Here is a 23,609-nt window from a genome sequence, read left to right as displayed (position 1 = left end):
GGAATTGAACATACCCAGGCGTGCCTCGAGGAGTGCCCCGCTCTTGCGGACGCAAGCGATCGGCACCCAGGCCGCACGCTGATACTGACGGTGAATCACCCAACGCTGGGCGATGGGAGGCTCAAGCCCATAGTGGTCGAGGCCTTGAAGGAGTATCTGGCCCGGCTGGAGCGTGATGAAGTCGGCAACCAGAAGACGGATTCAATAGAACTGCCTTCCGGGGCGCGGCTGGATGCTGTGGCTTTCGGGCCAGCCGATCTGATGTGATTGCTAAAAATGCTCTCTTGCCCTTGTCATGGCCCATGAATAAAAGGCGGGGGACCAGCCGTTGACTTCAGTGAGGCTGTGATTTGGAAATGCAAGGGGCAACCGCCAAGCCAACCATTCCTCAAGGGTCGTAATTGAGTCCGGGGCCACGTACTTGTTGCCCAACACTCGCACCTCAATCAGCGAGACCTGCGTATCGAGTGGCCATGTTCTGAGAGAGGTCCATTCCTTCAGAATGCCAGCGAGTGCGGCTTCCGGCGACATTGCATCACCTGCCGCCTCTATGCCCAGTCTATAAAAAATACCTTGGGCAGAGCCATTGGGGCCGATCTGCATTCCGCGTTGGCGTTGAAGAATATTCGTGAACGAATTGATTTCTGAGTTGAAGGCGGCTGACACACGCTTAAAGAAAGACACTCGATTTCCCTCTCTATCTTGTTGTTAGTAAATGTATCAGGTGGGTGGATCGACACCCCCTTGAAATCCCTGCATCACTGTCGTTTCATCGCCTGCTACGAGCGCGTGGTGCGCTGAAGGAGTTTTAGCGATGGGGAAAAGCACCAAGGTCGATAACTCTGGCGCGAATGCGGCTGCGCTGATGCAGGCCCAACTGTCCAAGGAGCAGTTGGAATGGGCCAAGCAGATTTACGGCGAGACGGCCGGGGAGCGTGCCCAGGCCACAGCCATTGCAGACCAGGTGTCTCGCTCGCAACTGGATGCCCAGAATCTGCAGAACAAGGTCGCTCAGGCGGGCTACGAGGACTACACGAACACCTACCGACCGCTTGAGCAGAAGCTGGTAGCGGATGCCCAGAACTACGACACGCCAGAGCGGCGCGCGGCCGAGGCAGCATCCGCGAGTGCGGATGTTGCAACCAGTATTGCTGCCCAGCGCGGAGCCACGATGCGCGCGATGGAGCGATCAGGCGTGAATCCTGCCAGTGGCAAGGTGATGGCCATGCAGGGGGCTATGGATATTGGTGCAGCCAAGGCGCAGGCCGGCGCTGCCAACCAAGCCATGCGCAACGTAGAGCAGCAGGGCTATGCGCGCAGGATGGACGCGGCAAACCTGGGGCGAAATATTGCCAGCGCTCAGGGTACGAATGCTTCTATTGCCTCTCAGATCGGTGCGGGAGCGGTGGGCAGCGCTAATGCCGGCCTAGGAGCGGCATCGAGCGGGCAGGGGATTCTGAATTCGGGCTATGCGGGTGCCCAGGCTGGGCTGGCTGGTGCTGCAAATACGTACAACCAGATCAGTCAGACGCAGATTGCAGCAGACTCGTCCAGTAATGGTCTGTTTGGCGCCTTGGGAAGTGCCGCGGGAATGGTTGGTGCAGCCTATGTGGGCCGGCCAATTAAGACATCTGACAGGAACCAGAAGCAGGACATTCATCCTGCGTCAACAAAAAAGGCACTTGATGCCGTACTGAAAACGCCAGTGGCCCTATGGCGCTATCAGGAAAGCTCGGCTGCTGCCGATGGCGGGAAGGCCCATATTGGGCCGATGGCACAGGACTTGCAGCGAAGTGCCGGGGACGCTGTTGCGCCGGGCGGGAAAGGCATTGACCTCATCAATGCGAATGGCTTGGTAATGGGCGCAGTGCAAGAGCTATCGAAAAAAGTGGACAGCATCGCAGGCCAAGTGGGCGCTGGCGGAGCTCGCAATAAAAGCAAGCAAAGCAGCAAGCCATTTGTTGCCGCGCTTGCTGATAAATCATGAAGATTGCGATAGCGTGGAAAAGCGCTTTTGCGGTCTAACTGAGTCATCAGTCATGCATTGGCCCGTAGGAGCGTACTCAATCACTTTTCCATTCCGGATGTAGAAGAGATTGTTGCAGCCATCGTCACTGCTAAAGCATTGTGCAGTGAACGCGTTGCCCGTGCATGTGGATGTGCGCACCGTATTGGAGTAGTTACGCATCTCGATACCAGACTCAGTCAAGCGCCGAGTCATGGGCATGGTTGCAAATAAAGAGTGTGTATCGAGGGCTTCAACTGGCATGCCCTTCCATGCATCAAGATCGGCCTGACGCACGGAAGCGCAGCCAACGAACATTGCGCATGTAGCCAAAACGGCTGCTATTTGAAAAGCTCTCATCCTCTCATTCCTCCTGTGCGAAGAAATGTAGCAGAGCCGCAGCACTCATACCCCCTTGAATCTGGCTCTGCACTGTCGTTTCATTGGCCGCGCCGGGGCCAACTGTGTGCGCTCTAGGCATACAGGGGAAACACATGGCGAGTCCGATCATTGCCTTCCTGGCTGGCGCAGGTTCTGGCTATCTGAAACAGCGAGGAGTCGAAGAGGATCGCCAGCGCCAAGCAGAAGACCAGGCCTTCCAAAACGAACAGCGCGATGTTTGGCGAAAGCAGCAGGCAGAGGCGGATACGCTGAATACCAACCTCAAGAATGCTCAAGCTTCTGCTGAAGTTGTGGAGGGGGATGTGGGCGACCAGAGCGCAGGCCCTCCTATCCCTGCCCCTCTGCGCCAGCAGCCAGTGATTTCTGCGGCGCAATTGGGATCGACCGGCCTGCCTGCAGCGCAGAGCGCAGCGGCCATGCCTATCGCAGGCCAATTGGGCAACCAATCGCCAGCACCAGCTGCGCCGCAGGTGTTTCGCATGGTGGCGCCAGGCGGGGTGAACAAGACCTTCAATTCCGCAGCCGAGGCGAATGCGGCTGCCAAGGAGTATTCCAGCCCTGAGGCTGCAAATGCCCGGTTTGTGGCGGCCTATCGCGGCGCAGGGCAAGTGGACAAGGCTCTGGAGGTGGAGCGCAATATGACGCAGGGCCAAGCGGCGCGGATGCAGTTGGACGACGGCATCAAGGCCCGGGCTGCCAAGGATGCGAACGCGCGCCTGATGCAAGCCATGGGCGGCGGTGCGGCCGGGTTGCAGAGCTTTTTTGACCGCTCCAATCTGGTGAACGGCGCACAGGTGGGCTTCGACACAGGCAAAGATGGCAAGGTGCAGTTCTACACCCTGGATAGCGAGGGCAAGAAGAACCTGATGGGCGCGGCCGTTGAGAACACACAGGAGGCGCTGTCCCGTGCCGTGATGCCTTATTGGCAGGGACTGGATGCGATCCAGTACATGGACATCCTGCACCGCGATGCCCAGGCCCTGCGTGCACAGGCGAACAGCGACCGCACCTTCGCCCTGAGCGAGCGCAAGGTTAATGCGGACATCAGCGCCCGCAATCAGCAACTGTCTATTGCCTCCGGCAAAGCAGCTGGCAAGGCCGGAGCTGCATCTGGCGTCGACCTTTATGAAGGGTACAACGCTCAAACGGCGCTAAATGAAGGCACGAAGCGCGCTGCCAAATTGGCAGAGGATGCGCGAGCCAACGGCAAGCCGCTCACGACTGCGCAAGAAGCGCAGATGGTCCAAGAGTATGTGAGGGAGGTTCGCGAGTCCTTTTATCGGGGCAACGTACAGCGGCTGAACGAGGAGCACTTTGCAGCGATGGCCAGGCTCGCAAAGACGCCTGAGCAGATGGAGGCTGTACGCGCGGCCGGGCTGGCTCAGGGCATGCCGGCAGAGGTCATGGCGCGGATTGACCCGCGGCTCGCTCCCGTCGCGGAGCCGAAGAAGGCTGCATCACCGCAAACCACAAAGGCCCCTGCGGCGCCCACGAAGGTGGCGCCAGCGGTAAAGCGGGCTGCGACCCCCTCCGAGGATTTGCGGGATCTGACCGATTGGATGACACCCAAGAGTCCCGCCCCCTTCTATGACCGTCGCCTCAAGTAAGGAAGCTTTATGGCAAAGAAGAAACAAGCATCAAGCACACCCCTTGAGTTTTCTGATTTCGATTCGGCACTGAAGGCGTACAGCGATTTCGGAACGCGGCATGGCCCGTACAGAGCCATGCCCAGCATGGACTCAACCCAGGAGCCGGAGCCCACCAAGAGTCGCGGCCTGATGGCCGTTGCCAATGACACGGTGATTGAGGCGGCCAATGCGGCCGCCGGTGGATTGTCGTCTGCGGCCAACTTCATCAAGCCGGGCAACGCGGTATCGGGCTGGATTGATAAGAACATCATCCAGGCCGGTGAGGAGTCCCAGAGCGATGTGGTCAAGGCCTCAAAGAAGAAATTCCGCGAGGGAGTGGAAAACGCCGATGGGGTGATGGGTGAGCTGGGGGCGGTTGGCAGCTACATTGCCGAGAACCCTCTGCTGGCTGCTGCTCAGGCGGCAGGTTCCTTTGTGGGACCCGGTGTGGCAGTCAAGGGCGCGGGCATGGTCGGCCGTGCTGCTGGTCTGGGCGCCAAGGGGATCGAGCGCGCAGGCCGGGCCGGTGGTGTCGCTGCGGGCGCTGCCATGGCTGGCGGTGATGCCGCCGGTACCGCTTATGACCTGGCTATCAAGGCCGGGGCGACGGAGGAAGAGGCTACGGCCGCAGCACGCCAAGCCAGCGTGATTCCTGCACTGGTGGGTGGTGCTGGTGGTGCGTTCGGTGCTGAAAAGCTGCTGGCGGGGGCAAAGGGGTTTGGCGGCAACGCTGCTGGGCGTGCAGCCAAGACAGGCCTGAGCGAGGCCGCCCAGGAGGCCGTGGAAGAGGGTGTTACCCAATACGAGGGCCAGCGCGCGGCTGTTCCCTTTGATCCGAGCATCGACCCATCCAAGGGGGTGGCAGCAGCTGCCGGCATGGGCGCGGCGCTGGGAGGTATGACGGGCGCTGGCACTTCGCTGTTCACTGGTGGGCATGCTGCAGGCCAGCCAGCTGGCAATCCCCTGGACGAGGCGATCAACCATCGCGCAGCGGAGTCTGGTGCACCATCCCGGCCACTCGCGCTGCCTGCTCCCACGATCACGGTGGACGGCACTGGTGTGGCCAGGACGGCAGACGACCGCAATACGGTGCTGCAGCGAAGCGCTGACGGCAGTTTTGTGGACATGACCGAGGTTCCCAGGCAAGCGCCTCTGCCTGATCCGGAAATGCTGGCGCTGCCCGCTCCCGTGATACAGGTGGATGGCGCAGGCAACGCAATTACCAGCGGAGACCGCAATGCGCAGGCACAGCAGGATCTGGAAGCCCGGGCAGCGCGCCGGCAGCGGCTGGATTCTGGGGACATCCTGGATGTGACCCCCGTTCCGCATTCACCCGGGTTCGTTCCACCAGAGCCGGTGCCCACTCCTGTGGTGCCGGTGCGCGGCGCGTTGTCTCGTGCAGCCAATCTGGGGGCGGCAGCGTCCCAGCAGGCGGCGCCAGCATTCCCGACCCTTGACGCTCAAAATAATGATCAGCCAGATGTTTCTGCACATCGGGTTGACGCTGATACTGGGGAGATTTCTGCAGAGGCCCGCGCCGGCCAGATCCAGGAGCATCTGGATTTTCTGAGCCAGATGGGGCGCACGCAGGGCTGGACCAATGAGGCCTTGGCGCAGCGCACGGCCTTGCAGCAGGAACTGGATCTGCTCTCGCCTGCCCAGCGCATGGCGGATCTGAATGACCAGGCTGCAGAAGCGGAGGCCCGAGCCGCCGATTGGGCGGGTCGTCAATATCGCACCAACCCCACGGAGCTGCCCGAGCATGCAGCCAAGGGTGGCCCGGCAGACATTCAGGAAGCGAACGAGCAGCGCCGGTTGAAGAATATCCAGCAGGCCCAGCAGGAGGCTGCCGCGGCCAGGGCGCAGCTTGACCAGGTTGAAAGCGAAGGCAATGCTCAGGCGCAACTGGCCGCGCTGGAAGACCGCGCCGCGCGCTTGGCTGAGGCCGCCCCGGACATCCTGAACAAGCAGGGCAAGCCCTTTACGGTCAAGCTGCCAGCGGTGAAAGCGGCTCAGGCAGCTGGCGCTGGCTGGGAGCCTGTGAAGGTGGACGGCGGCTATGTCGTGCGTCAGGTGCAGAACACGGACGGCCCCGCACCCATCACACCCCCAAGCCCCAAGGTGGAGGAGTCGGCCGAGCAGGAGGCAACGGCGAAGGCTGTGGAAATCGCCCGTGAAGGCAACGCCCAGCGCCAGCAGGTGGCACAGGCCGATCAGGACGCTGGCGCTCGCTGGGATGCCATGGAGCCGGATGCGCAGCGCGCTGTGCTGGCGGCCGTGCCCAAGATGGCAAAGGTCATCCGCCAGAGCCTGGAGGGGAAGCCCTGGGAAAAGATGAGTGCCGGCAACCGCGAGAAGGTGCTGGTTGCTATGAATTCAGAGGCTGCATCCGCTCAGCAGCAAAAGAAATACGAAGAAAAGCCAATCCCCGGAGAAGCGCCGCCGAAGCCTGCCGCGCAGCCTGTGGGCGATGAAAAGCCATTCGCAGCAGAGACTGGCACACTGGGTATCCCACGCGCCGAGATGCCCCAGGTGCCCACGGCCAATCATGGCGGCCTGGTCAAGCACCTGAATGCCCAGGGCATTGCCCATGAGACCACGACCGTGGATGCGGTCCAGCTCAAGCCTACTCAGGCTGAATACTCGCCGTCCAAGGTGGAAGCCGCCAAGAGCGCAGCCGGCGACCGCGCGGTGATTGTCTCCAGCGATGGCCACATCATCGACGGCCACCACCAGGCAGTCGCGGCAGCGGAGGAAGGCAAGCAGGTCAAGGCCATTGTGCTGCATGCGCCGGTGGAGCAGGCGCTGGCAGCGGTGAAGGCTTCGCCCAGTGCGACTATCTCTGCAGCTCCAGCACCTGTGTCGTCACAGCATGATGGTGAAGAGGCCGTGTTCTCAACTGCCTCGGCGAAGCCGGCCAAGAGTATGTCGGTGCAGGAGGTTCAGGCCATTGCGGACCGCATCCTTGAGGACTTGGGGGTAGGTGCGAAAGTTCGGTTGCAGACGTTTGGGAAGGCTTCCGAGTCCGGGCTGCGAGTCCCTCCGTCGGTGATACCAATGGGTGCCACCAGCAACGGGAAGGTCTACCTTTTCGCCGAGAGCCTGAGCGATCCGCTTGAAGTCTTCCGAGTCGTAGTCCACGAGGTTTTTCATCTGGGGCTCAGTAAGTCGGTTCAGCAGGGAGCATACATCCAGAAGATGCTGGGCTTTTTGACGGACCCTACGGTGCGCAAGTATGCCGAGCGCTGGAAGCGGACTGCTGATGGCCTGAGTCGTAAGGCCTCAATGCCGGTGAATAACTGGCAGGCTTTGGCGGTGGAGGAGTCTTTGTCGGATTTGGCCGAGGAGTTGGTTGCTGAGCGCGATGGCATCGGCTCCAAACCTATGGTCGATTGGGCGCGGCGTATGGCGAGCCGTTTGGCGCGCTGGGCGGATGGCTTGGGGTTGAAGGGGGTGGGGCAGCGGATTCGGGCCATGACGCAGACGGAGGTGGAGCAGTTCATTGTGCAAACCTTGGCGCGCGCTGACAGTGATGCACCGGCACTGCTGCGCGGTGGGCGGTTTAGCAGTGCCCCGGTGGATCAACAAGTAGCCAATGAGTCAGCGAAACTGGAGCAGGAGAGCAAGCCTATCCCCAGCTTCCGCCGCCAGGAGGCTGAGCAGTTGGCCAGTGCGGCTTTTGATGTGGCGAGCTTCCTGCAGGCCATGAACGACGGCCAGCCCATGACCGAGGCCAGGGCTCAGGCAGTGAGTGCGGTACAGAAGACCGTAGATGCCATTCGTGCGGGCTGGGCCAACGGCCCCGAGGTCACGGTGGTGTACGACATGGCCGATCCTGCAATCCCAGCAGCCGCGCGCCGGGCCGACCAAGCGCAGCGCAGTGGAGGGGCTGATGGCGACCCGGAGGGCTTCTACTACGGCGGCAAGGCCTATCTGCTGGCCAGTCAGCTGCACACCGACAAGGATGTGGCCCGGGTGCTGATGCATGAGGCGCTGGGCCACCATGGCCTGCGCGGCGTGTTCGGTACCGGACTGGACAGCGTGCTCGAACAGATCGTGGCCGTGCGCCGTGGGGACGTGCGCCGTAAGGCCGCCGAATACGGCCTGGACTATGACAAGCCGGCCCACCGTCTGCAGGCCGCAGAGGAGGTGCTGGCCGAGTGGGCGCAAAGTCGCCCTGAAATGGGCTTTGTGCGCCGAGCAGTGGCTGCGATCCGCTCCTGGCTGCGCCAGCATGTACCGGGATTCAACAAGATGCGAGTGACGGATGAGGAAATCATCCGCGCCTACATCCTCCCGGCGCGCGGCTGGGTGGAGCGTGGTGCTGGCGCTGGACAGCAGAATGTCCCGTCATTCAGCCGGAGCACGCGGCCGGAGCTGGACACCTTCCCCGCCGAGTTCATGGCGGAACTCTCCCAGGTGGATGAACTGTACGCTTACCCCATGGTGCATGCTGGTTCGGCAGAGGCGGCGCTTCGCCAAGTCGATCCTTCTATCAAGTTCGTGGGGGATGTGACAGCCATGGATGAGCGTCAGGAAAGTGGCGCGGATACCAAGCTGCTGTTCCGCACGGGCAATGGGCGAGACTTCTTCGTTTTCGAGAAGGGGGACGATTTCTGGCTGGATGTAAGCCGCCTGGATGAAGGGGGCGGTGGCAACGCGATCTACTCCGCGCTGATGGACTATGCGGCAAGTGACAACAAGGTGTTCATCGGTGATCCGGCAGGGCTGTCGGACATTGCGATGCGCCGCCGTCTGGAGGCCATGCTCTCGTCTGCCATCAAGCACGGCAGCACGGACCACATGCAGCCTCACGCGCGCCAAGTGCGGGGTGATGAGAAGCTGGGCATCCCTGCGCTGAAATGGAAGCAGGGTGATACGATTGGCAATGTCCAGCGCATGATTGATGTGTCGCTGGCTTCCATCTCTGCCCACGTCCCAGAATTCCGCCGTGCTCGCTACGACTTCAAAACCGGAACCTTCCGAAACTCTCAAGGCGCACCCCTTTCTGATGAGGTGTTACGAGGGTGGGCATCTAAGTTTGACCGAGTGCGAGCGGCAGGCGCAGGGGAGCGAACGCTTAAAAGAGGCATTCTCCTCAACACCCTTCTACGCGCAGAGGGCGGCCAAAGATCCGGACTACTGGAGCAAGCTCTACGGCAGCCGGGTCAACTGGTAGGCCCGCAGGCACAGGGCATTTTCTACAGCCGCTCCGCCTCTGATTCAGTGATTCCTGATGCCATCATCGGCAGCACACTGGGCACTGCCTCCTCGCATCCTGACTATGCAGCGGCCAAGGCCGGGGACATCGAGGCCGCCTTTCGCCTTGCCCAAGACATCGTGACTCCCGAGTTGGTGGCTAAGGTGCGTGCAGCGATTGGGGATACCAAGCCCGTGGTGGTACCAGTGGCGGCCGAGGAGGCCACAGGGCGCAACAGAATCCCTGTGGCAGCAGCCGGGGTGCTGGCCCAGCGTCTGGGGCTGTCCACTTCTGGAGCCATCGTGCAGGCCAATCGTGCTCACCGCACTGGCATGGACGGGCTAGATCGCATCTTTGCGCCCGTGGACTTCGCCGGCAAGGTGGAAGCCAAGCCCTACTTGCTTGTGGACGATACTCTCACCCAGGGCGGCACGTTCGCGGCGCTGGCCAGTCATATTCGGGAAGGTGGCGGGACCGTGGCCGGGGTCATTGCATTGACCGGCAAGCAGTACAGTGCAAAAATTCAGCCCTCTGCAGAATCTCTGGCATCTCTCCGACAAAAACATGGTGACCTCGAAAGCGAATTCCGAGCCGCCACCGGCTACGGCTTCGACTCGCTCACCGAGTCGGAAGCCCGCTATCTCGCGCGCTACGAACCGGCTGACCGACTCCGAGATCGAATCTCTGCAGAAGGACACCGAGGCCGCGCTGGCGAAGATCAAGGAAATGCTGGCCAAGGCTCACTAGAAGACGGCCCGCTCTTCAGCCGCTCGCGCCTGGCCGACATCAAGGACAGCGCGCTTACCCAGCTCGACAGCATCCTGAGCCACCCCGGCAAAGTCTCCATGTGGGACAAGACCGTGGGCACCATGCGCCATCTGGCCGAGCGCAACCCGTTTTTCAAACCCGTCTACGAATCCGCGCAGCAGAACATCGACGATGTGAGCATGCTCGCCAACGATGCCGCCGACCAAGCGCCGCGCATCCTGCCTCGAGTCGACAGCATGGGGGACATTCTGGGCAAGAACCGCAAGCGCCCGGTATCTGCTGCTGACAACAAGGCCGTGGCCCGCCCTCTGTTTGAGGGGACCCTGCTGTGGGCTCGCGACATCAACGGCCAGGCCACCCTGGTGGAGGATCTGACCAAGAAGTACGCGAACCTGGGCGTGCACAACAAGGCAGCCATGCTGCTCAAGGCCAACCGGATCGACGCCGGCGTGCTCGCCATGTGGCAAGGCCTGCCCGCGCAGCAGTATGAAAAGCTGATTGACTCCCGTTTTGAGAGCAAGATTCTCAAGGCTGGTGTTGTCTGGAGTGATAAAGAGCTGCAATCTCAGTTTGGCGCAACCCCGGATCAGATCAGTCTGTACCGCGAGGCACGCGCGGCCATTGATCGCTCTATCGACATGACGGCTCGCGCCGACATGATGCGAACCCTGGGCGATGAATATGCCGCCATGCGTGATGCCGTGCTCGAGCAGCCGTCCATGGATAGCGCGGCCCAGCTGCTGCTGGATACCCTGGAGCAGGACTCCAAAGCCAACCCCGACAACCGCGACCGCCTGGCGGGAATGCAGCGTGATGTACGCCTTCGCCTGGATATGGCAACCGACCTGCAGCATGCCGGCTATGCCCCCCTGTCGCGCTTCGGGCGCTACACGGTGGACGTGGTGGACGCCGCCGGCGAGCGCCAGTACTTCGGCATGTACGAGACGATCCGCGAGGCCAACACAGCCGCGCGCGACTTCCGCTTGACCTTCCCAGGCGCCAAGGTGGAGCAGGGCACCATGACAGAGAAGACGTTCAAGCTGTTTGCTGGTGTGACTCCCGAGACGCTGGAGCAGTTCGGTGAAATGCTTGGCCTGAAATCGCAGGGCAATGAGGCCCAGGACAAAGCGTTTCAGGAGTACCTGAAGATCACCAAGAACAATCACAGCGCGCTCAAGCGTCTGATCCATCGCAAGGGTACGGCGGGCTACAGCCAAGACGTGGGCCGGGTGGTGGCGAACTTTGTCTACTCCAATGCACGGGCAGGTGCGCAAGGGCTGAACGCTGGGCAAATGGAGAAAGCCATTGCTGCCATCCCGCAGCAGCAGGGTGAACTGCGCGACCTTGCCATGGGCCTGCGCAGCTACATCCAGGACCCCCAGGAAGAGGGGCAGGCCGTGCGCGGCATGCTGTTTGCTCAGTACCTGGGCGGCTCACTTGCTTCCGCATTCGTGAACATGACCCAGCCCTTCCAGGTCACGCTGCCCTGGCTGAGCCAGTACGGCGGCATGAAGAAGGCCGGGGCGCAGCTTGCCCGCGCGCTCAAGGACATGGGGACGAAGGGTTTCCAGTATGAGGCTGACCTTGCCAAGGCCCTGCAGTCTGCCGAAGACGACGGCGTGGTCAGCCCCCAGGAAATCCATCAGCTGATGGCCCAGGCCCGTGGCGCTGGCGCGCTGCGAGCTGGTGATGGGACCGCTGCGGGGGATGCTCGAGCAACGGCTGCCAATGCATGGGAGCGCACCAAGGTGGCATGGGGTCAGCCGTTCGCCCTGGCCGAGCAGTTCAACCGCCGCAGCACCTTCATTGCTTCCTACCGCCTGGCAAAGGAGCAGGGAATCCAGAACCCGTCCGCGTTCGCACGCAAGGCGGTGCTGGATACCCAGTTTGTCTATTCCAAGGCCGTGAAACCGCAATGGGCACGGGGAACCATCGGGGGCACGCTGTTTACCTTCAAGACCTATAGCGTGTCCTATCTGGAGCTGATGCAGCGCATGTGGACACAAGGCGGCAAGGAGGGCAAGCGCGCCGTGGGGTGGTCAATCGCCATGCTGATGCTGATGGGCGGCGCCGGCGGCCTGCCGTTCGCTGAAGACGTTGAAGACCTGATTGATGCCGGCGGGCAGCTGATGGGCTACAGCATGAGCGTCAAGCAGTGGCGCAAGCAGCTGATGCAGGACGTGCTGGGCAAGGATCTGGCCGAGTTCATCGAGCAGGGTGTGTCGGGTCTGCCTGGCGCACCAATCGATATTTCTGGCCGCCTGGGCATGGGCAACCTCATCCCCGGTACCGGCTTGTTCCTCGAGAAGCGCGACCACAGCCGGGACCTGGTGGAAATCATCGGACCGGCGGGTGACTTGATCCAGCGTGCAGCCACTGGCGCTCGCAAGGCGCTCACAGGCGATATTGCTGGCGCTGCTCTCGAGGTATCGCCCACCGCCGTGCGCAATGCAGCCAAGGGCTTGGACATGGCCGACAGCGGGGTCTACAAGGACAGCAAGGGCCGCAAGGTCATCGATGTGACGCTGGGCGAGGCGGTGGCGAAGGCTGTCGGCTTCCAGCCCAAGTCTGTAGCGGAGACGCAGGAGGCCACGGCCACCGAGCAGAACCTGATTGGGCAGAACCGCGCCATGAAGGAACGCTTGACTGCTGACATGGCCCAGGCCGTCTATGACAAGGATGGTGATAAGCAGGGGGAGATTCGGGAGCGCATGCGCAACTGGAACCGCCGCAACCCAGAGAGCCCCTTGACCATCGACATGCTGGCCGTGCGCCGCCGTGTGATCAAGATGCGCCAGACCAAGGCCGAGCGCGTTGCAGCAGCTGCGCCCAAGTCGATTCGCGCGAGCGTGCGCCAATCTTTGGCGGAAGCGCAAGGGGGCGCAACAGCCCCTTGATCCGAGGTGTGGGCGTGAAGATAATCCGCCCACACACTCACTGCCCGGGGCGTGCGGTTCCTACCAAGGAACCTCGATGCCCATCACACACACAACGGCGCCGGCCGCATACGGACATGCCGCAACCTCTCATACAGGAGGGGCTGCAGCATGAAAAACGAAACCATTGAGCTGATGGCGAGTGCTGGCAACCGGACCACCGGCGGCGGCGCCATTGTGAGCTTCTTCGGCTGGGTGGCCTCTTCCAACGCAATCGGCATTCTGGGCCTGGCAGTGGCCATCATCGGGGCGCTGGTGAACTGGTACTACAAGCGCGAGGCCAATCGCCGCGCCGTGGCCCAGGCTGACCTGAACCGCGAGGAGCAGCTGCTGCGCATCAAGCTGATGCGTACCACAGGCATTCCCACAGCTACGCCAGCCTGCCCGGATCGGGAAGTGGAGGTGGAGCTATGACGATGCCCGCCACACTCAAGCAGCGCCTGGTGCAAACCGCGCTGACCATCATGCTGCTGGGGGCTGGCGCTGCCAGCATGCTGCCGCCCGGTGAGCCACAGCCATCCGAGGCGGTGCTGCTCGCCATGGATATTGGGGCCTATTACGAGAGCAGCGGCCGTCACATAGGCACTCCCTACGTGGACAAGGTGGGCAAGGGCATGCCACTGACGGTCTGCAATGGGGTGACTGGCCCGCAGGTCGTGGCCGGGCGCTACTACACCCAGACCGATTGCATGCGGCTTGAGCTGCCCATGTACCTAGCGGCCGAAGCTGCAGCAAAGCGCATGTTCCGTCACTGGGGCACCTACAACGTGTGGGTGCAGGCAAGCCTCATAGACATGATCTACAACCTGGGCGAGGCGAACGTGGCCGGCAGCACGATGCGGACCCTCGCCAATTCCGGCGATCTGGATGGTGCTTGCGCTCAGATGCCCAAATGGGTGCGCGGCACGGTCAACGGCAAGAGCGCCGTGCTGGCCGGGCTGGTGGATCGGCGCGGCACGACAGCCGAGCTGTGCTCGAGCTGGGGTCGTGATGGGCACTTCATGGCCGGGGTTCTGCCATGACAGCAAGGGCGCTTACTCACATCGCAGCCGCCGCTATCGCAGCTGCTGGCGTCTGGTACTTCCAGGAGGCCCGTCTGGGTGCGGACCTGGCCGACGAACGTCTGCAGGCAAGCCAGTACCGCGAGCAGATCGCTGATGAACGCACGGCCGCCGGCCGGCGCTTGCTGGCCGTGGAACGCACGATCAACGACAAATACCAAGGAGCCCTGAATGAAGCCATCCAGAAGCAGGCCGGCTTGCAGGCTGCTGCTGATCGTGCTCGCCGTGAGCGTGACGGCATGCAGCACAAGCTGTCCGATGCCGAGCAGCGACTTGCCGACGCTTCCCCCGCCGCCCTCATTGAGTACGCCCGTTCCCTCAACCACGTATTCGGACAGTGCAGCCAGCGATACACGGAGCTGGCAATCCGAGCTGATGGCCACGCAGCTGATGCAGCAACCTGCCGCGCAGCCTGGCCAGTGATCCCCCAAACCAAGGAGAACCCTCAATGAATTTCGGTGACGCAATCAAGGAGTTGAAGCTAGGCAAGCGCCTGCAGCGCACAGGCTGGAACGGCAAAGGCCTGTTTATCTATCTCGTGCCTGCTGCCAGCTACCCGGTGCAGACCGGCGCGGCCAAGGAGCATTTCGGCGCTGGCGCGATGGTTCCTTACGCGGCCTATCTGGCGCTCAAGAACGTGGACGAGACGGTGAGCACCTGGGCACCGAGCATCAACGACACACTGGCCGAAGACTGGCAGGTAGTCGGCTGCACGCTGCCAGGCCACCAGCAGCGCGTACTGGATGAAAAGCAAGAGCTGGACATTCGAATCACGAGGCTGGACGAGTTCATTCTGCGCAATGCCTTGTTCCGCGAGCTGGAGAACGACGAGCAGGCCCGCATGCGCCGCCAGCTCGATGTGATGCACGAGCTGTCTGTGATTCTGGGTGAGCGCATTTCAGCTTTCTGAGCCAAACGGTCCGCCCATGCCTGCTGCCCTCGTGAGGGGGTCGGCGTGGGCTGATCGACCCCCCTTGAAGTTTTCAACGAATTGTCGTTTCATTGCCCGCGCCCAATAGAGGGCATGCAAACGACAGGACTTGAGCAAGAAGCGCGCGTCACCTGATCAAAACGCCAAGACGGCCACGAAGCCAGTCTCAACACGCGCCCGTACTGCCTCATTCAAGGCCCCGGCTTCCAGCAAGAAGCCGCCTGCGGCCGCAAAGACCACTCCCCCCAAGAAAGCAGCCAAGCCCCTGACGCCATTTCAGAAGTGGTCGTCGGGTGTTGGTGCGCTTGACCAGTTCCTGGCATTCGTTCTGGAAGGCGGCCACATGGCCGATTTCTGCCGCCAGCACGAGTTTGCCTACACCACGATGCTGGACTGGATCAACGCCGACAGCTCACGCGCCGAGATGTACGCACGTGCGCGCGAGGATCGATCGGACAAGCTGGCCGACGAAATCGTGGCGATTTCGGACGAGTGCGAATACCAGCCGGTAACGGACATGAGCGGCAACACCGTGGCCGTCATGTTCGACAAGACCGCCGTAGCCCGCAACAAGCTGCGCGTGGATGCACGCAAGTGGATTGCCGCCAAGCTCAAACCGCGCGTGTACGGCGACAAAGTGCAGGTCGAGGGGACTGTCGACCACAAGGTGATGAGTGATGACGTGCTGCTGCAGCGCCTGGCGAAGCTGGGTGTCTCTGTAGCCAGCATCGTGCCTGTGGGACCAACGGAGGGCGGCGATGCTGGCTGACTCCGTTCTGCACCTCACCCCAGAGCAGCGCATCGAGCTGGGCGGTCTGCTGGACGAGCTCGAGCGCCGCCGGCGTACTCGCATGCTCGAAACCATGTTCCCGGACACGGGAGCATTGCGCCGTGCGCTGTATCCCCGTCATGTGGAGTTCTTTGAGCTGGGCGCGACCTGCAGCGAGCGGGTGTTTATGGCCGGCAACCGTGTGGGTAAGACCATGGCCGCCGGTACCGAGCTGGCCTATCACCTGACTGGGCGCTATCCCTGGTGGTGGGCAGGCCATCGCTTCACCAAGCCAGTGCGCGCGCTGATCTCCGGCGATACGCACGAGACAACACGCGACATTCTGCAGCTCAAGCTGCTGGGCTCCACCACCGACAAGCCGGAGAACTTCGGTACAGGCCTGATTCCTGGGGATGCGATCACGGGCATCGTGTCCCGCACCCATGTGAAGGGAGCTGTCGAGCGCGCGATGATCCGCCACGAGAGCGGTGGCGAGTCTGAGCTGTGGATGCGCAGCTATGTGCAGGGGCGCGAGATTTTTCAGGGCTTTGAGCTGGACATCTTCTGGGCGGATGAGGAATGCCCCGAGGACGTTTACGAGGAGGGCCAGGTGCGTCTGATGACGCGCGAAGGTATCTCCATGCTGACGTTCACGCCGCTGTCTGGCCTGACGGCTTTGGTGCAGCAGCTGACATCGCCCGACCCCGAGGGCAAGGTGATCGGCCGCGCGGTGGTGCAGTGCGGCTGGGACGATGTGCCCCACCTGACCGAAGAGGCCAAGGCCAAGCTGCTGTCGCGCCTGATGCCTCACCAGCGCGATGCGCGGACCAAGGGCGTGCCAGCTCTGGGCGCGGGCGCGATTTACCCGGTACCCGAGAGCGACATCGTGGTGCCGGACTTCCAGATCCCCGACTTCTGGCCTCGGGCCTATGGCATGGATGTGGGCTGGAATCGCACAGCTGCCGTCTGGGGCGCGCACGACCGCGACTCGGACATTGTGTACCTCTACAGCAATCACTATCGCGGCCAGGCCGAGCCATCGGTGCATGCGGCATCGATCAAGGCGCGCGGCGATTGGATACCGGGTGCCATCGATCCGGCATCGCGCGGCCGCAGCCAGCGCGACGGCGAGCAACTGCTGAACGACTACGTGAACCTGGGTTTGCAGCTGACCCCAGCCCACAACGGCGTGGAGTCGGGCCTGTATCAGGTCTGGGAGCGCATGAGCACGGGCCGCCTGAAGGTCTTCAAGTCGATGCACGACTGGCTGAACGAGTACCGCATTTACCGGCGCGACGACAAGGGGCAGATCGTCAAGAAGGACGACCACGCCATGGATGCGACGCGCTATCTCATTGTGACGGGGCTTGGTCTGGCCGCCGTCAAACCCCGTGCCGCCGGTCAAGCGCGGCGCAAACTGTCCTGGAGGGTGACATGACCTCAATTCTCGGCCCGCGCGGCACTCCCATGGTCGAGCTGGGCGGCGAGCGCGCCTGGCGCCAGCGTGTTCTTGGCGATGTGGTTTGCAGCTTTCAGTGGCTGGACCTGCGCGCCGCCGGCGACGAGACAGCAGACGGGGACCCTGAGCCCTGCATGGTGCTGTTTCCGGCCTTCCGACGCATGGAGACTGGCTCCTATGTCATTCCCCAGCGCAATGCCTACGCCTATGTGGATGCCAAGGGCAGCCCCACGCCGCAGTTCATCAAGACCGCAGCGCTGGCGGCCGAAACCATGGGCTTCACGATGACGGACCGCAGCAGCATCCGCCGCATGCTGGACATCATCTGCGAGGGCATGCCGGATCTGGTGGATATGCCACTGGAGCAGCCAAGCAGTCTGGAGGTCAAGCGCCACCGTATGGGCATCGAAGTCACGGCCCGGGCCTATGGCAAGGACCTGCATAGCGAGGTGCTGTGATGTTTGAAGTACGCGACATTCCAACCAGCGCTCGAGCAGCAGACTCCTCGAGCAACGCCGATCAAGAGCAGCCCGCCGAGCGCGCGGCAGCGGGCAATGACGAATTGACCAGGCAGCGTCATCGCACGCTGATGGAGCTGCTCAAGTACGAGAGCGAGCGACAGGGCGAGGAACGCCAGCAGATGCAGATCGATGAGGACTACCAGGATCATCTGCAGTGGAAGCCCGAAGATGCCCAGCAGGTGATGGAGCGCGGCCAGGCGCCGGTGGTCTTCAACGAAGGCAGGCAGACCATTGAATGGATCTGCGGTACCCAAAAGCGCATGCGTAAGGACTACAAGGTGCTGCCCCGCGAGCGCGACGACGAGGCCATGGCCGAGGTCAAGACCAAGCTGATCAAGTACACGGACGACGTGAATATGACCCAGTGGCACCGCAGCCGCGCCTTCCGCCAGGCCGTGACTGCAGGCCTGAGCTGGCTGGAGGAAGGAGCCAACCGCGACCCCGAGGCCGAGCTGATCTATTCGGGCTGGGAGGATTGGCGCAACGTCTACCGCGACAGTCATAGCCGTAACATCGACTACAACGTGGACGCGCGGTATCTGTTTCGCCGCCGTGTGGTGGATCTGGACTATGCGGCCGCATTGCTGCCCGATAGCCGCGACCATCTGCTATCCCAAGCCGGCCGTCACGACGATGTGGATCCGGACGGGATCTGGTACCTGGGTGAGCGTCTGACCAGCGCCAGCGAGACGGAATGGGGTACGGCCAGCAGCATCTACGGAGCGCGCGCAGCCTATATGTCCCGGGCTGGCTACTACGACAACAGCAGCCGCCGCTCGGTCGAACTGCTGGAAAGCTGGTACCGAATCCCTGAGCGGGTGCCGGTGTTCGCGGACGGTCCATTCGCTGGCAAGATGTTTAACCCGGCAGATCCGCGCCACGTCTTCGAACAGTCCCAGGGTCGCGCCCGCCTGTATGAGGCCGTGAAGTTCCGCATGCGCCTGATGCTCGGCACCAAGGACGCGCCCTGCCTGGATATGGCCAGCCCGTTCAAGCACAACCGCTTTCTGATGGTGCCCATCTGGGGCTATCGACGTGCGCGCGACGGTTTGGCCTATGGCGCTTGGCGCGGCATGCGCGACATTCAGGATGACCTGAACAAGCGCCGTTCCAAGGCCCTGTATGCACTGAGTGTGAACCGCATCATTGCGGAAAAGGGCGCAGTCGACGACTGGGACGACCTGCGCGATGAGGCTGCGCGGCCGGACGGCATCATCATCAAGAATCCAAACAAGGAACTGAAGTTCGACAACAACATGGGCGACTTCGAGGCCAATGTGGCCTTGGCTGCCCAGGATGCGCAGCTGATTCGCAATGCCGGCGGTGTGACCGATGAGAACCTGGGGCGCGACACCAATGCCAACAGCGGGCGCGCCATTCTCGCCAAGCAGGACCAGGGATCGCTGACCACCAGCGAGTTCTTCGACAACCTGCTGCTTGCTATCCGCCAGGCCGGCCAGCTGCGCCTGAGCCACATCGAGCAGTTCTACACCGAGGAAAAGGTGATCCGCATCGTGGGAGAGGGACAGCGCCCCATTGAATGGCTGACGATCAACCAGGTGGACCCTGCAACCGGCCAGATCCTCAACGACATCACGGCGCGCGAAGCGGATTTCATCGTGGATACGCAGGACTACCGCTCCTCCATGGCCCAGGCAGCTTTGGAGCAGATGTTCGGGCTGCTGGGTCAGATCGCCACTTATGCGCCCCAGGTGGTGCTGTCCGTGCTGGACTTGGTGGTGGAGTCAGCCGACATCCAGGGCAAGGAAGAGTGGGTGGCGCGCATTCGCAAGATCAACGGACAGCGCGACCCCAGCAAGCCGCCCACACCCGAAGAGATGAAGGCCGACCAGGATGCGCAGGCCAAGCAAGCCGAAGCCGAGCAGATGGCCAGCGAGACAGCGCGCTCCCAGCTTGCCAAGGTGCAGGCCGAAATCCAGCTGGCGGAGGCTCAGATCAAGAAACTGGGCGTGGATGACATGATGAAGAAGGTGCAGGCCATGGTGGCTGCGCTGGAAGCTGCCCAGCTCGTGACCGCCCAGCCCGGCCTCGCACCAGCAGCCGACGAAATCACTTCCTCGGCCGGCCTGGCTGATGACGGCATCAATCTCCCTGCGACCGCTGACGCCGCACCCATGGCGCAGCCCCAACCCCAACCACTGACCCAACCGGTACCCACCGAGTAAAGGAGCCACTATGTCCATGTTTAGCGAAGAAGACCTTGCCGGACTGAGCGAAGCAGAGCGCGATGCACTGCGCGACCTGTCCGAAGACGACCAGGATCTGCAGGCCCCTGCAGGTGAGTCTGGTGAAGCCGGCGCGGCTACTGCTGCCGCTGCTGATGAAGAGGACGACGAGAGCGCGGCGGCAGCAGCCGGCAAACCCGCAGAAGGTGCAGCCACTGCCGCTGATGGCACGGCTGCCGGCGCGGCCCCTGACGCAAGCGAAGCAGGCGCGGCTGACGATGATGCGGACGCTCCAGCCCCTGCAGCGATGCAGCCCGTATCTCCTGCTGACGCTGACGAGCAGCGCACGGCCCTGCGCGCCGAAAAAGCCACCGCTCTGCAGCAACTGCTGGATGGCGAGATTGACCAGGAGGCCTATCAGGAGGTCGAGTCCCGCGTGCAGGACAAGCTGGACGACCTGGCGCGCGCGGCAGCGGTGGACATGGCACGCACCCAGATGCAGCAGGACGCTATGTTCACCGAGTATCACCAGCACCTGGGCGCGGCGCAGAAGGAACTGAAGGCTGCCGGCATTGACCTGGACGGCGAGGCAGGCGCGCAGTTCGACCGCGCTGTCCGCCTATTTGCCCAAGATGCGGCAGATCGTGGCTTGACCGACACCCTGGGCAATATGGCCGCTTCCCGTGATGCTCTGGCTGAAGCCCAGGCACTGATGCTGCGCCGCTTTGGCAAGGCTTCAGCTCCCGCTGCTGCGGCTGCAGCTGCCGCGCCAGGTGCTGCACCCGCGGCCGCGCCAGCCGCACCAGCCACGCGCAAGCCGGCCGCTGCTGACCGATCGACATTACCGCCCACGCTTGCTGGTGTTCCCGCTGCAGCCGACGCTTCGGTGGGCAGCGAGTTCGCTCACCTGGATGGCCTGGAGGGCACGGCGCTGGAAAAAGCCCTGGCTCGCATGACAGCCGATCAACAAGAACGCTACCTGGGGGCCTGATGTCCGGACGCAGACTCATACGACAGATCAAGGCGGGCGAGAGCCTGTCTTTCGACGGCGGCCGCGTGGTGGTTACGCTGCGCCAACGCACGGGCCAACGCGCTGAGTTGAGCCTGCATCTGGAGGACGACGTGGTGGTGGACAAGCCCACGCATGCACGGGGTGACGAGCCTCGGGGCCACAAGCCCCTGCATGCGCGGCGCCACGCCCCCATGGGTACTTGATTTCCTGGAATTCAGGATTATTCTTTTTTCCTAGCTGCGGCGCCTTTGCTGGCGCCATCTTCATGCAGCAGATTGCCGCCGGGGGCAGTTACCCGGTTCAAGCGCAAGACGCGCTCAGTGCTCGCAAGGGCAGGAGTTGCGTTATGCGTACTTTGATCGGCGTCAACGACCCGCAAGCCGTCAAGAAGTGGGCCTCTCTGATGGCCGTTGCCATCAACAAGGAAAGCTATTGGTCCCGGAAGTTCGTGGGCAATGGCAAGGATTCGCGTCTGCCCATCCAGCGAATCGATGACCTTCAGCAAGGCGCCGGTGACGAAGTGACCGTTGACCTGCTTATGCCCATCAACCAGGAACCCATCATTGGCGATGAGACCCTGGAAGGCAAGGAAGCGCCGCTCAAGTACTACACCGACCGTCTGCGCATTGACCAGGTGCGCGGCGGCGCGGATCTGGGCTCGCGCATGACCAAAAAGCGCACCCTGCGCGACCTGCGCAGCGATGCCAAGCGTGCCGGCACTGACTGGTGGAAGCGTCTGCAAGACGAGCTGTATTTCATCTATCTGTCGGGCTCGCGCGGCCATGGCTCGGGCTTTGTCTGGTCTGCCAGCAATCCCTTCTTCCAGGTCAACCCCCTGACGGAACCCGACAGCCAGCACATCCTGTATGGCGGCGCGGCCACATCCAAGGCCTCGCTGACCGCTGCCGACACCTTCAAGCTGCGCCTGATCGACAAGGCCGTGGCCAAGGCCGAAACCATGGGCGGCGACGGTACCGACGAGCTGTCGATGATTCCCGTCTCCATCGAGGGCGGCAGTCACTACATCTGCCTGATGCACACCTACCAGGCCGACGCCATGCGCCAGGACGCGGGCACCGGTGGCTGGCTGGACATCCAAAAGGCAGCCGCGGCGGCTGAGGGTAACAAGAACCCGATCTTCCAGGGCACGCTGGGCATGTACAACGATGTGGTGCTGCACAAGCACCGCAACGTGATCCGCTTCAACGACTACGGCGCAGGCTCCAATGTGAACGCCGCCCGCGCGCTGCTCCTGGGTGCACAGGCCGCGCTGATCGCTTACGGCGACAACGAAACCGGCACGCGCTTCCGCTGGACCGAGGTTTCCAAGGACCACGAAAACAGCGTTGCCATCGGCACCCACGCAATCATGGGCGTGAAGAAGGCCACCTACAAGTCCAAGGACGGCAACGTCAAACGCGACTTTGGCGTGATGGCTCTGGACACCGCCAACACCGACCCCAATGCCTGATGAGCCCGCGGCCCGCGCCGTGGGCCGTGGCTTCACCAGCCCTTTCCCTCATCAGACATAGGAGCTTCAAATGCCCAAATATCAATCCGATGTTGCGACCGGCAAGAAGGCTGTGCCGCAACCCTTCGACGCCAGTGTGTTGACGGTGGCCGTGGACCTGACTCTGCCCAGCGTTGCTCTCGCAGCCAACGATCTGCTGGAGCTGCTGGACATTCCCCCCAACGTGCAATTGGTGGCGGTGGACGTGGTAGCGCCCCAGCTGGATAGCAACGCGGCCCCCACGCTGGCGTTTTCCCTGGGCGTGATCAATGCGGCCGGCACTGACCTGGCCACCGTCTACGACACCGGCCTCAAGCCCGGCGTGGGCGCGGCGGGCTCCACTGCCACAGCCAACTCGGCTGCGCTGGCATTCGCCAACCGCGACACCGTGCGCAAGCTGGGCCTGAAGGTGACCACAGCGGCCGCGACTTCTGCAACCGCCAGCAAGCAAGTGCTGGCACTGGTCCGCATGCGTTATTGAGCCGCGCAGCCCCAGGCAATGAGTGTGTAAAGGGGCTGCGCCGTGCGCGCGGCCCTTTCTTTATTGAACAGGCAAGGAGTGCCACATGACCGCCATCCACGCATACCGCCGCACAGCTCCCACGACCGTGGAGCTCTACGGCCAATCCATTCAGTTCAAGCCCAACGACAAGAAGGACGTGGTGGCCGAGGTGCTGCACGAAAAAGCCGCCGCGCGACTGCTGTCCATCACCGAGGCCTATCGCCTGTATGAGCCTGTCGAGCTGGCCGGCATTGTCGCCCAGCAACTGACCGCCAGTATTGGTGCAACCGCTCCCGTTGACGCTGAAGAGCTGCAGAAGGTGGTGGCCGACCAATCCAGCCAGATTGAAGCGCTGAAGCGCCAGGTACAGGAGCTGAACCAAGCAGCAGCTGCCGCTGCCTCTGCCGGTGAGTCCACCTCCGTCTCTGCCAATTCAGGCACTGGCGATGGTGCCAAGGCTGGCGAGGGCGCTGACAAGCCTATGGAGCAGGCCTCTAGCGAGGGCGAAAACGCCAGTACGGATGAGCGTGCCGGCGAGTCGCCCTATGTGTTCGCCAACGAAGCGGGCGAAACCATCGACATCAGCGAATGGACGGCGGCTCAGATCCGCACGTTTGCCGAGTCCAACGAAATCAGCTTGCCCAAGGGCAACAGCGTGAAGGTGGGCGAGCTGCGCGACCTGCTGGCGGATGCCCTGCGCGCTGGCTCCAAGGAGTAAT

At 62.6% G+C, this 23,609-nt stretch carries 19 protein-coding genes; 17 read left to right on the top strand and 2 right to left on the bottom strand.

Going from position 1 to position 23,609, the window contains the following annotated elements; translation table 11 throughout:
- Positions 1–90: 90 nt before the first annotated feature.
- Positions 91–267: a hypothetical protein gene (locus F3J24_RS17890; RefSeq protein WP_167009264.1), complete on the top strand. Its 177-nt coding sequence runs from the start codon at positions 91–93 to the stop codon at positions 265–267.
- A 3-nt stretch (positions 268–270) separates the two neighbouring features.
- On the opposite strand, the gene F3J24_RS17885 is transcribed toward F3J24_RS17890, so the two are convergent.
- Positions 271–684 carry a hypothetical protein gene (locus F3J24_RS17885; protein ID WP_167009261.1) on the bottom strand — a complete coding sequence of 138 codons (414 nt, stop codon included), beginning with the start codon at positions 682–684 and terminating at the stop codon, positions 271–273.
- A 130-nt stretch (positions 685–814) separates the two neighbouring features.
- Between F3J24_RS17885 and F3J24_RS17880 the strand changes: the two genes are divergently transcribed.
- Positions 815–1,987: a tail fiber domain-containing protein gene (locus F3J24_RS17880; protein ID WP_167009258.1), complete on the top strand. Its 1,173-nt coding sequence runs from the start codon at positions 815–817 to the stop codon at positions 1,985–1,987.
- A 491-nt stretch (positions 1,988–2,478) separates the two neighbouring features.
- Here the strand turns inward: F3J24_RS17880 and F3J24_RS17875 are convergent, their stop codons facing one another.
- Positions 2,479–2,682, bottom strand: coding sequence for a hypothetical protein (locus tag F3J24_RS17875; protein ID WP_167009256.1), 204 nt, complete (start codon positions 2,680–2,682; stop codon positions 2,479–2,481).
- Positions 2,683–2,886: 204 nt separating this feature from the next.
- Between F3J24_RS17875 and F3J24_RS17870 the strand changes: the two genes are divergently transcribed.
- The 15 genes from F3J24_RS17870 (at position 2,887) to F3J24_RS17795 (ending at position 23,608) form a co-directional block, all read left to right on the top strand.
- Positions 2,887–4,014, top strand: coding sequence for a hypothetical protein (locus F3J24_RS17870; protein WP_167009253.1), 1,128 nt, complete (start codon positions 2,887–2,889; stop codon positions 4,012–4,014).
- A 126-nt stretch (positions 4,015–4,140) separates the two neighbouring features.
- Positions 4,141–12,900 (top strand): PLxRFG domain-containing protein, encoded by an 8,760-nt coding sequence (locus tag F3J24_RS17865; protein ID WP_167009250.1) that lies wholly within the window; start codon positions 4,141–4,143, stop codon positions 12,898–12,900.
- 150 nt (positions 12,901–13,050) lie between these two features.
- Positions 13,051–13,353, top strand: coding sequence for a holin (locus F3J24_RS17860; RefSeq protein ID WP_012838663.1), 303 nt, complete (start codon positions 13,051–13,053; stop codon positions 13,351–13,353).
- Entirely contained in the window at positions 13,350–13,961 is a 612-nt protein-coding gene (locus tag F3J24_RS17855; protein WP_240154359.1) for a lysozyme, read from the top strand. The genes F3J24_RS17860 and F3J24_RS17855 overlap by 4 nt, the downstream gene beginning before the upstream one ends.
- Positions 13,958–14,452 (top strand): hypothetical protein, encoded by a 495-nt coding sequence (locus F3J24_RS17850; protein ID WP_167009247.1) that lies wholly within the window; start codon positions 13,958–13,960, stop codon positions 14,450–14,452. The genes F3J24_RS17855 and F3J24_RS17850 overlap by 4 nt, the downstream gene beginning before the upstream one ends.
- Positions 14,449–14,910: a DUF2829 domain-containing protein gene (locus tag F3J24_RS24835; protein ID WP_205244831.1), complete on the top strand. Its 462-nt coding sequence runs from the start codon at positions 14,449–14,451 to the stop codon at positions 14,908–14,910. Before F3J24_RS17850 ends, F3J24_RS24835 begins: the two co-directional genes overlap by 4 nt.
- A 130-nt stretch (positions 14,911–15,040) precedes the next feature.
- Positions 15,041–15,700, top strand: a complete 660-nt coding sequence (locus F3J24_RS25175; RefSeq protein WP_370527741.1) for a hypothetical protein — start codon at positions 15,041–15,043, stop codon at positions 15,698–15,700.
- A complete protein-coding gene (locus tag F3J24_RS17830) occupies positions 15,690–17,138 on the top strand; it encodes a terminase large subunit domain-containing protein (RefSeq protein ID WP_167009241.1) in 1,449 nt (482 codons plus the stop codon). The genes F3J24_RS25175 and F3J24_RS17830 overlap by 11 nt, the downstream gene beginning before the upstream one ends.
- Positions 17,135–17,617, top strand: coding sequence for a hypothetical protein (locus F3J24_RS17825; protein WP_167009238.1), 483 nt, complete (start codon positions 17,135–17,137; stop codon positions 17,615–17,617). Before F3J24_RS17830 ends, F3J24_RS17825 begins: the two co-directional genes overlap by 4 nt.
- The gene (locus F3J24_RS17820; protein WP_167009236.1) at positions 17,617–19,866 is read left to right on the top strand and encodes a portal protein; all 2,250 of its coding nucleotides are present in this window, start codon (positions 17,617–17,619) and stop codon (positions 19,864–19,866) included. Before F3J24_RS17825 ends, F3J24_RS17820 begins: the two co-directional genes overlap by 1 nt.
- Positions 19,867–19,876: 10 nt before the next feature.
- On the top strand, positions 19,877–20,857 hold the full coding sequence (locus F3J24_RS17815) for a hypothetical protein (RefSeq protein WP_167009234.1): 981 nt from the start codon (positions 19,877–19,879) through the stop codon (positions 20,855–20,857).
- Positions 20,857–21,081 carry a hypothetical protein gene (locus F3J24_RS17810; RefSeq protein WP_167009232.1) on the top strand — a complete coding sequence of 75 codons (225 nt, stop codon included), beginning with the start codon at positions 20,857–20,859 and terminating at the stop codon, positions 21,079–21,081. Before F3J24_RS17815 ends, F3J24_RS17810 begins: the two co-directional genes overlap by 1 nt.
- A gap of 143 nt (positions 21,082–21,224) precedes the next feature.
- Positions 21,225–22,349 carry a N4-gp56 family major capsid protein gene (locus F3J24_RS17805; protein WP_205244830.1) on the top strand — a complete coding sequence of 375 codons (1,125 nt, stop codon included), beginning with the start codon at positions 21,225–21,227 and terminating at the stop codon, positions 22,347–22,349.
- Positions 22,350–22,419: 70 nt separating this feature from the next.
- Complete coding sequence (locus F3J24_RS17800) at positions 22,420–22,869, top strand: hypothetical protein (RefSeq protein ID WP_167009227.1); 450 nt, start codon at positions 22,420–22,422, stop codon at positions 22,867–22,869.
- 85 nt (positions 22,870–22,954) lie between these two features.
- The gene (locus F3J24_RS17795) at positions 22,955–23,608 is read left to right on the top strand and encodes a SlyX family protein (RefSeq protein ID WP_167009224.1); all 654 of its coding nucleotides are present in this window, start codon (positions 22,955–22,957) and stop codon (positions 23,606–23,608) included.
- Position 23,609 lies beyond the last annotated feature (1 nt).

The organism is Comamonas sp. Tr-654 (assembly GCF_011752915.1).
GTDB lineage: Bacteria > Pseudomonadota > Gammaproteobacteria > Burkholderiales > Burkholderiaceae_C > Comamonas.
The sequence above is the reverse complement of the archived record's forward strand: the minus strand, read 5'-3'. Positions and strand labels throughout refer to the sequence as shown.